At 42.9% G+C, this 13270-nt stretch carries 14 protein-coding genes and 2 pseudogenes; all 16 read left to right on the top strand.

Annotated features, from left to right (window positions below):
- Nucleotide 1 precedes the first annotated feature (1 nt).
- The 16 genes and pseudogenes from E3K36_13480 (at nt 2) to tsaA (ending at nt 13112) form a co-directional block, all read left to right on the top strand.
- The gene (locus tag E3K36_13480; protein ID MCF6156219.1) at nt 2-1015 is read left to right on the top strand and encodes a flippase-like domain-containing protein; all 1014 of its coding nucleotides are present in this window, start codon (nt 2-4) and stop codon (nt 1013-1015) included.
- Nucleotides 1016-1106: 91 nt separating this feature from the next.
- A complete protein-coding gene (locus tag E3K36_13475) occupies nt 1107-2471 on the top strand; it encodes a F0F1 ATP synthase subunit beta (protein ID MCF6156218.1) in 1365 nt (454 codons plus the stop codon).
- The gene (locus tag E3K36_13470; protein MCF6156217.1) at nt 2435-2872 is read left to right on the top strand and encodes a F0F1 ATP synthase subunit epsilon; all 438 of its coding nucleotides are present in this window, start codon (nt 2435-2437) and stop codon (nt 2870-2872) included. The genes E3K36_13475 and E3K36_13470 overlap by 37 nt, the downstream gene beginning before the upstream one ends.
- Nucleotides 2872-3150 (top strand): AtpZ/AtpI family protein, encoded by a 279-nt coding sequence (locus tag E3K36_13465; protein MCF6156216.1) that lies wholly within the window; start codon nt 2872-2874, stop codon nt 3148-3150. The genes E3K36_13470 and E3K36_13465 overlap by 1 nt, the downstream gene beginning before the upstream one ends.
- The gene (gene atpB, locus E3K36_13460; protein ID MCF6156215.1) at nt 3147-3812 is read left to right on the top strand and encodes a F0F1 ATP synthase subunit A; all 666 of its coding nucleotides are present in this window, start codon (nt 3147-3149) and stop codon (nt 3810-3812) included. Before E3K36_13465 ends, atpB begins: the two co-directional genes overlap by 4 nt.
- Before the next feature lie 13 nt (nt 3813-3825).
- Nucleotides 3826-4092 (top strand): ATP synthase F0 subunit C, encoded by a 267-nt coding sequence (atpE, locus tag E3K36_13455; protein ID MCF6156214.1) that lies wholly within the window; start codon nt 3826-3828, stop codon nt 4090-4092.
- A complete protein-coding gene (gene atpF / locus E3K36_13450; protein MCF6156213.1) occupies nt 4089-4829 on the top strand; it encodes a F0F1 ATP synthase subunit B in 741 nt (246 codons plus the stop codon). The genes atpE and atpF overlap by 4 nt, the downstream gene beginning before the upstream one ends.
- A gap of 219 nt (nt 4830-5048) precedes the next feature.
- Nucleotides 5049-6545, top strand: coding sequence for a F0F1 ATP synthase subunit alpha (locus E3K36_13445; GenBank protein MCF6156212.1), 1497 nt, complete (start codon nt 5049-5051; stop codon nt 6543-6545).
- Between the two features lie 2 nt (nt 6546-6547).
- Nucleotides 6548-7393, top strand: a complete 846-nt coding sequence (locus E3K36_13440; protein MCF6156211.1) for a hypothetical protein — start codon at nt 6548-6550, stop codon at nt 7391-7393.
- A gap of 75 nt (nt 7394-7468) precedes the next feature.
- Nucleotides 7469-8260, top strand: a complete 792-nt coding sequence (locus tag E3K36_13435) for a TIGR00730 family Rossman fold protein (GenBank protein ID MCF6156210.1) — start codon at nt 7469-7471, stop codon at nt 8258-8260.
- Nucleotides 8257-9663, top strand: coding sequence for an MBL fold metallo-hydrolase (locus E3K36_13430; GenBank protein MCF6156209.1), 1407 nt, complete (start codon nt 8257-8259; stop codon nt 9661-9663). Before E3K36_13435 ends, E3K36_13430 begins: the two co-directional genes overlap by 4 nt.
- A gap of 2 nt (nt 9664-9665) precedes the next feature.
- Nucleotides 9666-9746 (top strand): annotated as a pseudogene (locus tag E3K36_13425) (ribose 5-phosphate isomerase A).
- A 26-nt stretch (nt 9747-9772) separates the two neighbouring features.
- Nucleotides 9773-11908, top strand: a complete 2136-nt coding sequence (glgP, locus tag E3K36_13420; GenBank protein MCF6156208.1) for an alpha-glucan family phosphorylase — start codon at nt 9773-9775, stop codon at nt 11906-11908.
- A 43-nt stretch (nt 11909-11951) separates the two neighbouring features.
- Nucleotides 11952-12281, top strand: a complete 330-nt coding sequence (locus E3K36_13415; GenBank protein MCF6156207.1) for a hypothetical protein — start codon at nt 11952-11954, stop codon at nt 12279-12281.
- 14 nt (nt 12282-12295) lie between these two features.
- A pseudogene (locus tag E3K36_13410) lies at nt 12296-12499 on the top strand (type II toxin-antitoxin system VapC family toxin).
- Nucleotides 12500-12680: 181 nt separating this feature from the next.
- On the top strand, nt 12681-13112 hold the full coding sequence (gene tsaA / locus E3K36_13405; protein ID MCF6156206.1) for a tRNA (N6-threonylcarbamoyladenosine(37)-N6)-methyltransferase TrmO: 432 nt from the start codon (nt 12681-12683) through the stop codon (nt 13110-13112).
- Nucleotides 13113-13270 lie beyond the last annotated feature (158 nt).

Raw genomic sequence — 13270 nt, 5'->3', positions numbered from 1 at the left:
CATGGTTTCTTTTATGCCACAATCAAACGATAAACAGAGTGAAAATGTCCCGTTAAAATCCACTCTCATTACTCGCAGACTCAGGGTATGGTTTTTAAGCCTGATTTTTCTTGCAGGGTTGGTTGTATTTGTTACCCACTTCAGCGAATTAGAACACTTTGCCCAGCTTTTGCGCCAGGCAAAACCATTATGGGTGATTGCCGGTCTTCTTCTTCAATCGACAACATACTTCAGTGCCGCTGCCGTCTGGCATCAAACGCTAAGATATGCTGGTGTACGTTACTCAATAGTGTCGCTTGTTCCTTTAGGTGTAGCGAAACTTTTTTCAGACCAGGCATTACCCAGTGGTGGTATGAGCGGAACGGTATTTCTGGTTGCATCATTGAATCGTCGTGGTATATCCAAACCGCTCTGCATGGCCATTCTTCTGGTCAGCCTGGTAGCATATTACCTGGCTTACCTTCTTGCAGCGTTTGCGAGTATAGCGCTGTTGTGGTTTTATCATGACTTACACGTGTGGATCGTGGCTGTTACAGCCGTATTCTGCATTGTTGCGGTGGCAATTCCCGCAGGAACTCTGTGGCTGAGGCGCCGTGAAAAGCAACCGCTTCCGGGAATTTTGATGCGCATTCCGGGCTTAACCTTTTTGTTAAACGCCCTTGGTGATGCACCGGGTTACCTGCTGAAAAGCCCTGCGCTGTTTATGAAAACAACTTTACTTCAAGGGACTATTTTCTTACTGGATGCTTATACCCTGAATGTAATGCTGTATGCCATTGGGCACGAGGCCTCGTTTCTGGTGGTATTTCCGAGTTTTGTGGTTGCTTCGATGGTTGCAACGCTCGGTCCGGTTCCTCTTGGGCTGGGAACCTTCGAGGCAACGTGTGTTGCAATGCTCAGCATGCTTGGCATCACATTAGAGGCGGCATTTACGGCGACGTTATTGTTGAGGGGGTTCACACTCTGGATGCCCATGTTTCCCGGTTTGTGGCTGGCAAAGCGGGAACTGCGATAAAATACCTGCTTTAGAATTGGCATGAAACTTTGACATACATCTCAACAGAAAAATATTTGAAAGCCAACGTTCTTATGATAAGATTGTGTCTATGAATGGTGTTATAATTGCTATCCACGGAGATGTTGTTGAGATTGAGTTCAGCGGAGGACTTCCCAGTATCAACGATTCCCTCGTTGTAAAGAAAACGGACGGAACAAACATCATCCTCGAGGTCCATGACCATATAAGCAGCACAGTTGTAAAAGCTATTGCGCTTGGATTCACGCAGGGTCTGAAAAGAGGCATGCCTGTTATCCCTTCAGGCAGTTCGCTTAAAATTCCTGCAGGTAAGAATTGCCTGGGAAGGGCATTCAATATCTTTGGTGAACCGATAGACGGTAAGCCTCCACTTGAAAATTATAATCTGATACCTATTCATAAAACGTCTCCTGTTCTTGAAGAACAGATACCTGCTTCAGGCATCCTTGAGACTGGCATAAAGATAATAGACCTCCTATCTCCATTTCCCAGAGGTGGCAAAATTGGTCTCTTTGGAGGCGCCGGAGTTGGAAAGACCGTATTGCTTATGGAATTCATTTACAAAATAGCGAAGGTTTATTCAGGAACATCCATATTTTGCGGCATCGGAGAGAGGGTGAGGGAGGGTCACGAACTCTGGAGAGAGATGGAAAGACAGGATATCATAGGTAACGCAATACTCGTATTTGGCCAGATGTGCGAATCCCCCGGGATACGGTTTAGAACCCCGTTAACAGCAATTGCCCTGGCGGAATTCTTCAGGGATGAAATAGGAAGCGATATCCTTTTCTTAATGGATAATATCTATCGGTTTGTTCAGGCAGGGAACGAGGTTTCCGTCCTCTTAGGAAGGCTTTCCTCACGGGTAGGTTACCAGCCGACCCTCCTTTCTGAGATTGCTGAAGTGGAGGAAAGAATCGTATCAACGCAAAGGGGTTCTATTACTTCTGTGCAGGCAATATATGTGCCGGCTGATGACATAACAGACCCGGCCGTTGCAAATGTCTTTCCCCATCTCGATACGACAGTCGTTCTTTCTCGTGAAATAGCATCCAAAGGGCTTTACCCGGCCATTGATCCCCTGCTTTCAACTTCAAAATTCCTTAGCCCCGAAGATGTCGGAGAAAGACACTATGAAATTTCAAGAAATGTAAAAGAGCACCTTTCGAGGTACAAAGAACTCCTTGATATTATTGCTATGTTGGGTATAGAAGAGCTTTCTCCGGCTGACAGACTTATTGTGAAGAGGGCCAGGAGACTTGAGATGTTCCTTACGCAGCCTTTTTTTCTCACAGAAGAATTTACGGGCAGAAAAGGGAAGCATGTACCGCTCAGTAAGACCCTCGATGGTTGCGAGATGATACTTTCAGGGAAAATGGATGATATGCCGGAGAATGTATTTTTTATGATCGGCGATGTGGGAGAGATAAGGTGAACAATTCATCCTTTAAATTAAATATAGTTACTCCTGCAAAGATCGTGGAAAAAGACATAACATATATCAGATTGAAAGATGAGACAGGTTTTTTCGGTATTTTAAAGGGCCACACGAATTTCTTGACAGTCCTTGTACCCTCCCTGGTTTATTATACAGATATAAACGGCAAAGAAGTTTTCCTTGCTGTTGACGAAGGAATATTGAGCGTGAGAGAAGGAACAGTAACGATAACATCAAGAGAGGTATTTGAAAGCGACGACGCTGAAAAGCTTGCGGAAATCATTGAAAATACCCTTGCCAAAAGGGACAAATCTGAGATGGCTTTTCGTGAGATGTTTGAGGGAATCGAAAGGTCATTTATGGAAAAGACGATAAAATTGGTTAAAGGAAGGATTTGATGGAAAATAAAAAATTCTCCAGGGATATCGGGAAATCTGCAAAGGAACTGCTTAGCGCCCGAAAAGAGAAATCGAATTTCTGGCGTTACGCCAATCTCCTTGGTGTCGGGGGATGGGTTTTTGTTATCCCGGTAGTCGGAGGCGCTTATCTTGGAAGGTATCTGGATAAAAAAATGCACGGAGAAGGTATTTCCTGGACGATAACACTTATTATCATCGGCATAGCCGTTGGTATTTATAATGTCTGGTATTTGTTCATTAGAAAACCTCAGCAATGAAAATATTTAATATTTTCCCCGAAACAATTTTTTCAATTGGCCCCGTTCAGATCACAGACACAGTTATTACCACATGGTTTGTCATGGTTGCCATAATAACAATTTGCTATCTTGCAACGCGGAAACTCTCCATAAGGCCATCTTTTTTTCAGGAGATTTTAGAAGCTATCTATGAGGCCATCGAAAAAACGATAAAAGATATCCTGCCGTTGGATCCACGGTTAGTTGTTCCTGTGCTGGGAACACTATGGTTCCTGATCGGTTTCTCTAATCTGGCTGGTTTAATACCGGGGTTGAAAACCCCTACCGCTGACCTCAATACAACATTCGCATTTGCATTAATATCTTTTTCAATGACCCACGTCGTTGGTATAGCAACACAAGGGCTGAAAGGATATCTCATCCACTATAAAGAGCCAACATGGATATTGCTTCCTTTCCATCTTATAGCAGAGGTCACAAGGACAGTCGCACTTGCCGTTAGGCTCTTTGGGAATATGTTAAGTGGTGATATGATTGCCATAATACTTCTCGGCATAGTCGGATTGCTGGTGCCGATCCCGTTTAGTTTGTTACATATTATCATTGGTCTTATACAGGCGTATATATTTGGTGTTTTAACCTTGGTATTTATAGCAGGTGGCATGAGAACGAAATCCTGAAAGGAGACTTGATATGGATGCTAAAACCGTAGTTATTTCTGTTTCTATAATAGCCGCTGCTCTTGTCATGGCTATTGGTGGATATGGTCCGGCAAGGGCATTGGGAAAGGCGCTTACAGAGGCGCTTGACGCAATAGCAAGGCAACCCGAGGCGTCTGATAAGATTATGAGAGCCCTTTTTGTTGGAATGGCATTGATAGAGTCCATTGCCATATATGCATTTGTTATTGCATTGATAGTCCTTTTTGCAAATCCTCTTATCGGGTATATTTTAAAATGAAATTCAATATCTGGACACTACTATTTCAGATAATAAACTTCATTGTTCTGCTATTTATCCTGAAAAGGATATTGTATAAGCCCGTACGGGAAATCATTGAAAAGCGGAGAGGGCTTATAGCAAAAACTGTCGAGGATGCTGAGAAGACAAAAAAAGAGGCGCAAGGGCTTAAGGAAAAACACGAGGAAGAGTTGAAAAAGTTAAAGGAACTTCAAAATCAGATGCTCGAAAGGGCGAGGGAAGAAGCTCTTAAAGATAGAAATAAGTTACTGAGCGAGGCTGAGAAAGACGCAGTTAAAATAATCGAAAAAGAAAAGGCCTTGTTTGATGCAGAAAAAAGGAGGGTGGAGGCAGAGTTAAAAAATAAAACTCTTGAGATCGCCTCCGTTTTTGCATCAAACCTTTTGGGAGACATTTCAGACGAAGAGCTTCATAAGGCCATATTTAGAAAACTCATGAAAGAGAATGGGAAAATTGTTTCTGATATTTCAAAAATAAAGGCGGAAGGCGAAACATTAAATGTAGATCTTGTAAGCGCATATCCGTTAAAAGCGGATGAAATAAAAATGTTTCAAGAAACTATAGAATCACAACTTGCAAAAAAAGTGAACATCAATATGACCGTTGATAAGGCTCTTATCGCGGGGGTAAGGATAAAGGCCTACGATATGATTTACGATTCCTCGCTGGCAGGCCAGGTAAACGCGCTTGCTTCCAGGCTCAAGGAAATTACTTAGCGCCGCATAGCGCAAACAAAGATTTCCCCTCATTCGCAGGGCTTATTTTTACCCACAAGTCAGAGAAGGGAATTTTGGGGTATTGTGAAAAGATATAAACAGGGTGGCACGGACAAACTTGTTTGTCCGTGATTGCTTGAATGCATATGTGGGTATGGATATACCACACTGACAAACAGAGTTTGTCAGTGCCACCCGGAGAATAAGCTTAAACAGAAAATGGAAAAAGAATTAACGGTTTTTTGGGGAAAAGTAAAGGAAAAAGTCAAAACCAGCAGATTCTCTATCGGGATTACTGAAGAGGGGAAAGTGTTGGCCGTAGGAGACGGCATTGTGCATGTTGCTGGTCTAAGAGATGCAAAACTCTACGAACTTATAAAGTTTGAAAGCGGTGATGAGGGTATAGTGTTTGATCTCGGTGTTGATAGTATTGGTGTAGTGCTGCTTACTGACCGCAATGGAATAATGGCCGGTGACAAAGGATATAAAACCGAACAAATTGCTTCAGTAAGTGTAAGTGAAGGGCTTTTAGGGAGGGTATTGGATGCCCTCGGTAATCCTGTAGATAATGGACCGAAACCAGAGCAAGCTACATCCTGGCCGGTAGAAAGAGAAGCTCCTTCCCTGTCGCAAAGAGACTTTATTACGGAACCTCTTTATACCGGTATAAAAGTCATTGACTCTATGCTTGCCATAGGTAGAGGGCAAAGAGAATTAATCATTGGCGACCCTTCGACAGGTAAGACATCGATAGCTGTGGATACCGTTATCAATCAAAAAAACTCTAATATAATCTCTATTTATGCGATCATAGGGCAGAAGAAGTCGCACGTCTTAAAGATCATTGAAGAAATAAAGAGATACGGTGATTTCTCAAAGATCATATTTGTTATTGCTGATGCATCAAATTCTCCTGGCCTTCAATATATTGCACCTTACAGTGCTACAGCCATTGCAGAGTATTTTCTCGATAAAGGGAAGGATGTACTTGTTGTTTACGACGACCTTACAAAACATGCCGACGCGTATCGTTCATTAAGCCTTTTACTGAAGAGGCCGCCGGGTAGAGAGGCATATCCTGGTGATATATTTTTTATACACTCAAGACTTCTTGAACGATCTGCGAAACTCAATCAAAAGAACGGCGGAGGTTCCATCACTGCCCTCCCGATAGTGGAAACACAGCAGGGCCGGATATCATCCTATATTCCTACAAACCTCATCTCAATAACAGATGGTCAAATATATCTGGATACTTTACTGTTCAACAAAGGTATCCGCCCCGCAGTGGACGTGAGCAAATCTGTGTCGAGGATAGGTGGAAAAGCTCAGGTAGAAGCAATGAAAGCTGTGGCTGAAAGGCTGAAAATAGACTATTCAAGATTCATGGAAGTGGAAGTATTTACCAAATTTGGGGCGCATTTGGAAGAAGAAACCTCAAAACTCATCAGACGCGGTGAACGGTTAAGGGAAATCCTAAAACAGCCACAGTTTCATCCCTTCACACTTGAAGACGAGGTATTAAGTTTCATAATTTTAGAATCAGGCATACTCGATACTGTCGCAATTGCATCGGTTGAAAAAGTTTGCAAGGAAATAATCAATAAGACAAAATCCACATTCCCCGAAATTGTAAGTCGCGTGAATCGAGAGGGTTTGCTGGGGAAAAAGGACTTTGAAACAGTAAAGGATTTCATTGGAAAAGAAAGGGTTTAGACGTGTATTCTTCTCTAGATATTGAAAAAAAGATAAAAGCACTTTATACCATAGATGATATAGTCAGTGCAATGAAAGCATATGCCGGGGTCGCAATAAGAAGGACTGATGATCTCGTACAAAACATAAGAACATACGAAAACAATCTGCTTCTGGCTATGGCCGATATTATAACACATTACCCGGGAATATCATTAAAGGAACAAACCAAAGGGAAAAGAATTCTTGCAGCCTTTGGGTCCTCACAGGGGTTATGCGGTTCTTTTAATGAAAAAATGGTTGATGTTGTTTCCAGGGTAATTACCGGCAATGATATCCTGTTTGTTATAGGGAAGAGATTAAAATCGTCTTTTGAATTAAAACATGTACCTTATGAAGATTACAGCGATTCCGTGGCGAGCATTAACGGAATACGGCCAGCCTTAAAAGAGACTGTTTCGAAAATAATGAATATTTACAAAAAGGAAGAATACTATAAGCTTACTTTCATCTTCACTTATATTTTTGAAAAAAAGGCTGAAATTTCTGTGGAACAAATTCTTCCCCCGGATATTCAAAAAGTGCGTGCTCTAAGTCCAACCAGGATTTCACCTTTCACCTATCTTAAGCCAACGATAATTTTTGAGAAAATCCTGGAAGAATTATTGTTTATCAGCCTTTATAGAGGCTATATGGAGTCACTCAGAAGCGAGAACTGGTATCGATTGAGAAGTATGGAAGGCGCATCGGAAACTCTTAAAAGGCAACTTTCGAATCTTAATTCTATGCAGATGTACACCAGGCAGGAAGAAATTACGGAAGAAATGCTTGAGATACTGGGAAGCGGGATGTTCTTTAAGAAATACTAAGAAAGTCTGTTGCAAAAACCATTTTATTTTTCAAAATAAATATATGTTCTGCTTCCCATCTACCAAGGAGGGACTATGAATTACCCTGATAGACCAATTGCTGCAGAACCCGCTTATCATAATCAAATATTTCTCGACAGTGACGACGGACGACCTCTTCGCATTCTAGCCGAGTACCTTGAGCCTCTTTACCGGCTTCGGCGAGAAGGGATTCATGACACAATTGTTTTTTTCGGATCTGCTAGAATGAAAGAAGACGGGTCGCTCGGACAGTACTACAAAGATGCACGCTTGTTGGCGCGGCTTCTGACCGAATGGTCATGCGGCCTTTCTGGTTCAAGGCGATTTGTGATCTGCTCTGGTGGAGGAGGTGGTATTATGGAGGCGGCGAATCGAGGTGCTGCGGATGCAGGTGGTAGCACTATCGGATTCAATATCGGTTTGCCTCACGAACAGCGCCCTAACCCCTACGTTACCCCATCACTCTTATTTGAGTTTCACTACTTTTTCATGCGCAAACTATGGTTTTCGCATCTGGCGCGAGCGCTCATTGTGTTTCCTGGAGGGTTCGGTACTCTGGACGAGTTTATGGAGATGCTAACACTTGCACAAACGGAAAAGATTGACCGAGAGATTCTCATTCTTCTCTACGGTTCTGAATACTGGAAAGAAGTAATCAATTTCGACTCCCTCGTGAAGCACGGGATGATCGACGCAGAAGATCTGAATCTTATTCATCGTGTGGACAATGTTCAAACTGCCTTTGAATTTCTCAAAAATCGCCTGCCGAAAGAAAAAGAAGTGGTTTACCCTGCGATTGCAAAGGCGAAGTTTTCAAAACCACGAATTGAGGAGGCTACACGATGATAGAACTAGAATTTATAGGCGCAGCGAAGACAGTCACTGGATCTAAACATTTACTACGCACATCGTGCGCATCTGTATTGCTGGACTGTGGTTTGTTCCAAGGCCATCGCAAGGAGGCCGACGAGAAAAATCGAAATTTCTCAATAGATGACAAACAACTCGATGCCATCGTATTATCTCATGCCCATATCGACCATTCGGGCGCTCTGCCATGCATTTTCAAAAATGGCTATCGCGGTCCGATCTATGCAACACCTGCCACTCGCGATCTTTGCTCACCCATGTTGATGGATACAGCATGGATCATGAAGGGTGATGCCGAACACATTCAAAAACTCATCTCGCGCGGTGTTAAGCATCTCGATCCCGTCGAACCTCTTTATGGCGAAAGAGATGTGACCGGCACGCTGTCGCAGTTTATAGGAATTCCCTACCATAGAAACCAGACCATTGCTCCAGGCATTTCATTGTCATTTTTTGATGCTGGCCATGTATTGGGAAGTGCCATATCCGTTCTCGATGTCGAAGACGATGGTCGGAAAGTGCGTCTCGCTTTTACGGGTGACTTAGGCCGCAAGCATCTTCCCATTTTGCGAGATCCAGAAATTCCAGATGGGGTCTCATGTCTCCTGACGGAAAGCACCTATGGAGACAGGCTTCACGATCCTATCGAATTGACGACTGAGGCACTGGCTGAAGTGATCAATCGCACCAGTAAAAGGGGCGGGAAAATTGTCATTCCATCCTTTGCTCTGGAGCGTGCCCAGGAGATCATCTATGCACTCAAGAAACTACATTACCAAAAGCGGATTCCTTCAATTCCGGTGTACATCGATTCTCCTCTCACCGTGAAACTAACGGACGTCTTCAAACTGCACCCGGAGTGTTACGACACGGAGACCTTCGCTCTACTTCATAGTGAGAATTCGCCCTTTGAATTTCCAGGCCTAAAGTATATTTCAAGTGTCGAAGACTCAAAGAGAGTCTCTTCGGCCACCGAGCCCTCCATTGTAATTTCAGCAAGCGGTATGTGCGAAGGTGGAAGAATTCTGCATCATCTCGTTGCCACGATCGAGGACCCCAGGAACACCGTTATTATCGTTGGATATCAGGCAGAACACACCTTAGGGAGAAGATTGGTGGAAAAGCGACCTGAAGTTAAAATTTATGGAGGCATGTGCCGTCTCGAAGCCGAGGTGGTTGTTCTGAACGGTTTCTCTGGCCACGCAGATCAGAATGGATTGCTTCGCTTTGCTGATGCTGTCCGAAGCCAAGGGCATCTAGAGAAAGTCGTTCTTGTGCATGGAGAACCAAATTCTCAGGAGACTTTGAAAACGAAATTTAGTACCCAAGGTTTCCAATCCGTTGAGACTCCAGGGCCTGGAGACGTAATAAAACTATGATTACGGTAAACTTTTTCATCGATGCATTAGCAGATGTTAAGCACAAGCTGGAAGGTGCAGTTGCGAGTTCCGGGGCCATGGCCTTACCATCAATCCATTGAAGGTAAACATGACAGACCAGATTCAAGATAAATTCAAACACATCCCGAACAGAATTTCTGGTCTTGTTAAATTAGCATACAATCTCTGGTGGAGTTGGCATCCCGAAGCAAGAATGCTTTTTAAGATGCTCAATCGTGCTGCCTGGAAGATAAGCATACACAACCCTGTAAAAATGCTTCACGAAGTTGACAAAAAAATTCTAAATGAAGCCGTACGGGATCAAAAGTTTCTCAGACATTACGATGCAGTTATGGCACGATATAAATCCGATATTACTACAAACGGTGGCTGGTTTTCTAGTAATATTTCCGATCCCAACATGTTGCCTATCGCCTATTTTTCTGCTGAATATGGTCTTCACCATTCCCTTCCTTTTTATGCAGGAGGTCTCGGTTTTCTTGCAGGAGACTTTATAAAGGAATGCAGCGATCTTAAAGTGCCTTTGGTAGCGGTTGGGTTTATGTATCCCGGCGGATATTTGAAGCAACGAATTAAACCTGACGGATGGCAGGAAAACGAAAGTGAAATACTTGACAGGGAAAATGCCCCAGTTTGCCGTGTATTCGATAGCAAAGGAAATCGTTTGGTAGTTAAAGTACCTTTTATCGACCCTCCCATATATATTGAAGTATGGAAGGTTCAGATCGGCAAGGTATCCCTGTATCTGATAGATACGGATATAGACATGAATGACCCATGGAATCGCAATATATCAGACCATTTATACAGCGGGGGGCAGGAGCATCGCTTAAGACAGGAAATTGTCCTGGGGATAGGCGGTGCACAGGTGCTCAATACCCTTGGCATAAAACACTCCGTCCTTCATTTAAACGAAGGTCATCCGGCCTTTGCCATCCTTGAAAGAATCAGAGAAAGGGTTGAAGACGGCATGAAATACCAGGAAGCCCTTGATCAGGTGAAGGCAACGACTGTATTTACCACCCACACCCCGGTACCGGCCGGTCATGACGTGTTCCCCTTCCCGTTGATGGAAAAGTATTTTAGCGCCTATGGGCCTGTGTCTGGATTAGATCGTGATACCTTTTTCAACCTGGGAATTAATCCGGAAGCGCCAAATGCAGGATTTAATATGACCGCATTCGCGCTCAGGATGTCCGCCTATCACAACGGCGTAAGTAAAAAACATGGAGAAATTGCAAAACAGATGTGGAAATCTCTCTGGCCAGATATTCCGGAAGAAAAAACACCCATTGATCACATTACGAATGGAATTCACATCCCAACCTGGATTGAGCCGAAAATGCAACTCCTTTTCAACAAATATTTGGGACCCAACTGGTTAGCAGACCATGACGACCGAGATATCTGGAAACTCATCTATGACATCCCGGATGAAGAACTATGGAATATCCATTCCTGGTTAAAGATGAAATTAATAATAAACATCCGGGAAAGGGCAAGAAGAAGATGGCACAATGGCAAGGCAGACACACAGATAATTATTGCTTCGGGAGTACTCCTTGACCCCAATGTATTGACACTGGGTTTTGCCAGAAGATTTGCTACATATAAGAGAGCTACATTGATTTTGCAAAATGTTGAGCGCCTCAAGAATATGCTTAATGATCCCTGGAAACCCGTACAGATTATCTTTGCGGGAAAGGCCCATCCCGATGACAACCCTGGGAAACAACTCTTGCAACAAATATTTAATGCAGCAAAGAACCCATCTTTTGGTGGTCGAATAGTTTTTGTTGAGGACTACGATGAACAATTAGCACAATATCTTGTGCATGGTGTTGATGTATGGCTGAACAATCCTCTTCCCCCTCTTGAAGCGTCTGGTACGAGTGGAATGAAGGCGTCTCTGAACGGTGTTCCCCATCTGAGCATTCTCGACGGTTGGTGGTCAGAAGGGTTCAATGGTAAAAATGGCTGGGGCTTTGGTGATGGTGTTGATAATGGGGAAAACAGGGATGCCACCGATTCCGATGCCTTGTATACACTCTTAGAGAATGAAATAATCCCAACCTATTATCGTGTTGATGATGAGGGAGTGCCTCGTGAATGGGTTAAGGTTATGAAAGAAGCGATAGAAAGCAATTCTCCCCTATTCAGCGCTCGGAGAATGGTAAAGGAATATGCGATAAAGTTTTATCAAAACGCATTGAAATCGGCCTAAATGACTCTATTGATTAAGTCCCCCAAACACTCATTTTTGAAGAATATCGATTTTGTACCCCACTGATAAAACGACACTTTTTAATCTTCTGGACAAGGTTAAAACAAAAGGCACCATAATTACCATTTCCTTCTGTTTCCTATTGATTATGGCTTGTTACGCCAATACCTTTGGTATGGCTACAATCAGTGGCGCATTCTTAGCCGGCATGCATCTCACGAGAACGAAACAATTGGAATTAATCGATGAAAAGACAAAACCGCTCGTAGAAATACTAATACCTATATTTTTTGTTGTAGTTAGTGCTAGTATCGATTTAAGAGCGCTCAACCCTTTCAATCTGGAAAACAAATCTACTTTTGATACGGAGTAATGGAGCAATGGAGTATTGGAATTGCCTCTTTTGATGAAAAAGCGGCAGAAGCGTATGGATTAATCCGTTCACACCTTGAGAAGAGTGGTAAACCTATCGGCTCGCTGGATACATTAATAGGGACGCATGCCCTGTGTCCCGGCGTTACCCTTGTTGCTAACAATATCAGAGAATTTAAACGAATAAAAAACCTGAAGGTTGTTGACTGGGCTGCCTGAGAGGCGCGTTTACTACGGCCCAACCCAACGGGCATTCGAAGCGCTCACCACCAACCCTGAAAAACAGGCGGCTCTGCGTCGTGATTTATAGTGTTATTTTCAAATCCAAAAAGATAGAAATTTTATCAATAAGGTTGAAGGATAGACCACACAAAGACTTTAACCTCACAGGAGAAATTTTATGCAATTAAAGTCTATAGGTTATATCAAAAGTCCCATAGAACAACCCAAATTTGGCGGTTGGCAGGACTTGATCACAGAAATAATCATTGACGGCAACTACTCAGATGGTTTGGAAGAAATTGACGAATATTCTCACCTTATCGTACTTTATTGGTTGGATAAAGTAGATAAGGTCAAACTTAAAATGAGACCTCAGGGGAAAAAGGATGTGCCAGAGGTTGGCATATTTGCCTGCCGTTGTCCCTGGAGGCCTAATCCTATTGGTATGACTACCGTTAAAGTAATTAAAAGAAATGGGAATGTAATCAAGGTTAAAGGGTTGAATGTACTTGACGGAACTCCTCTTATTGATATTAAGCCTTATACCCTTCCTTATGATAGTGTTAAAGAAATAAGATATCCCGATTGGGTAAATAAGCTTGAATATTAATTCAAATGTATGGGGATTCCCAATTTGCTCACGAAAATACTCGAAAATAGCGAATTTTTTTAGTGTCTTTTCGAATGTTTCGTGGATAATATGTTTCTATCGAAGGCAGCCTAATTAATAAATATGAATGTTTTTGAACAAGTGGCACTGGAATATGA

This window comes from Candidatus Brocadia sp., assembly GCA_021646415.1.
GTDB lineage: Bacteria > Planctomycetota > Brocadiia > Brocadiales > Brocadiaceae > Brocadia.
The sequence above is the reverse complement of the archived record's forward strand: the minus strand, read 5'-3'. Positions and strand labels throughout refer to the sequence as shown.

Bases quoted from the DNA above. Each gene is read 5' to 3' on its own strand.
- E3K36_13480 (MCF6156219.1), top strand. From the start codon at position 2: ATGGTTTCTTTTATGCCACAATCAAACGATAAACAGAGTGAAAATGTC.
- tsaA (MCF6156206.1), top strand. From the start codon at position 12,681: ATGCAATTAAAGTCTATAGGTTATATCAAAAGTCCCATAGAACAACCC.
- glgP (MCF6156208.1), top strand. From the start codon at position 9,773: ATGACAGACCAGATTCAAGATAAATTCAAACACATCCCGAACAGAATT.
- E3K36_13475 (MCF6156218.1), top strand. From the start codon at position 1,107: ATGAATGGTGTTATAATTGCTATCCACGGAGATGTTGTTGAGATTGAG.
- E3K36_13445 (MCF6156212.1), top strand. From the start codon at position 5,049: ATGGAAAAAGAATTAACGGTTTTTTGGGGAAAAGTAAAGGAAAAAGTC.
- atpF (MCF6156213.1), top strand. From the start codon at position 4,089: ATGAAATTCAATATCTGGACACTACTATTTCAGATAATAAACTTCATT.
- E3K36_13430 (MCF6156209.1), top strand. From the start codon at position 8,257: ATGATAGAACTAGAATTTATAGGCGCAGCGAAGACAGTCACTGGATCT.
- E3K36_13435 (MCF6156210.1), top strand. From the start codon at position 7,469: ATGAATTACCCTGATAGACCAATTGCTGCAGAACCCGCTTATCATAAT.
- atpB (MCF6156215.1), top strand. From the start codon at position 3,147: ATGAAAATATTTAATATTTTCCCCGAAACAATTTTTTCAATTGGCCCC.
- E3K36_13465 (MCF6156216.1), top strand. From the start codon at position 2,872: ATGGAAAATAAAAAATTCTCCAGGGATATCGGGAAATCTGCAAAGGAA.
- atpE (MCF6156214.1), top strand. From the start codon at position 3,826: ATGGATGCTAAAACCGTAGTTATTTCTGTTTCTATAATAGCCGCTGCT.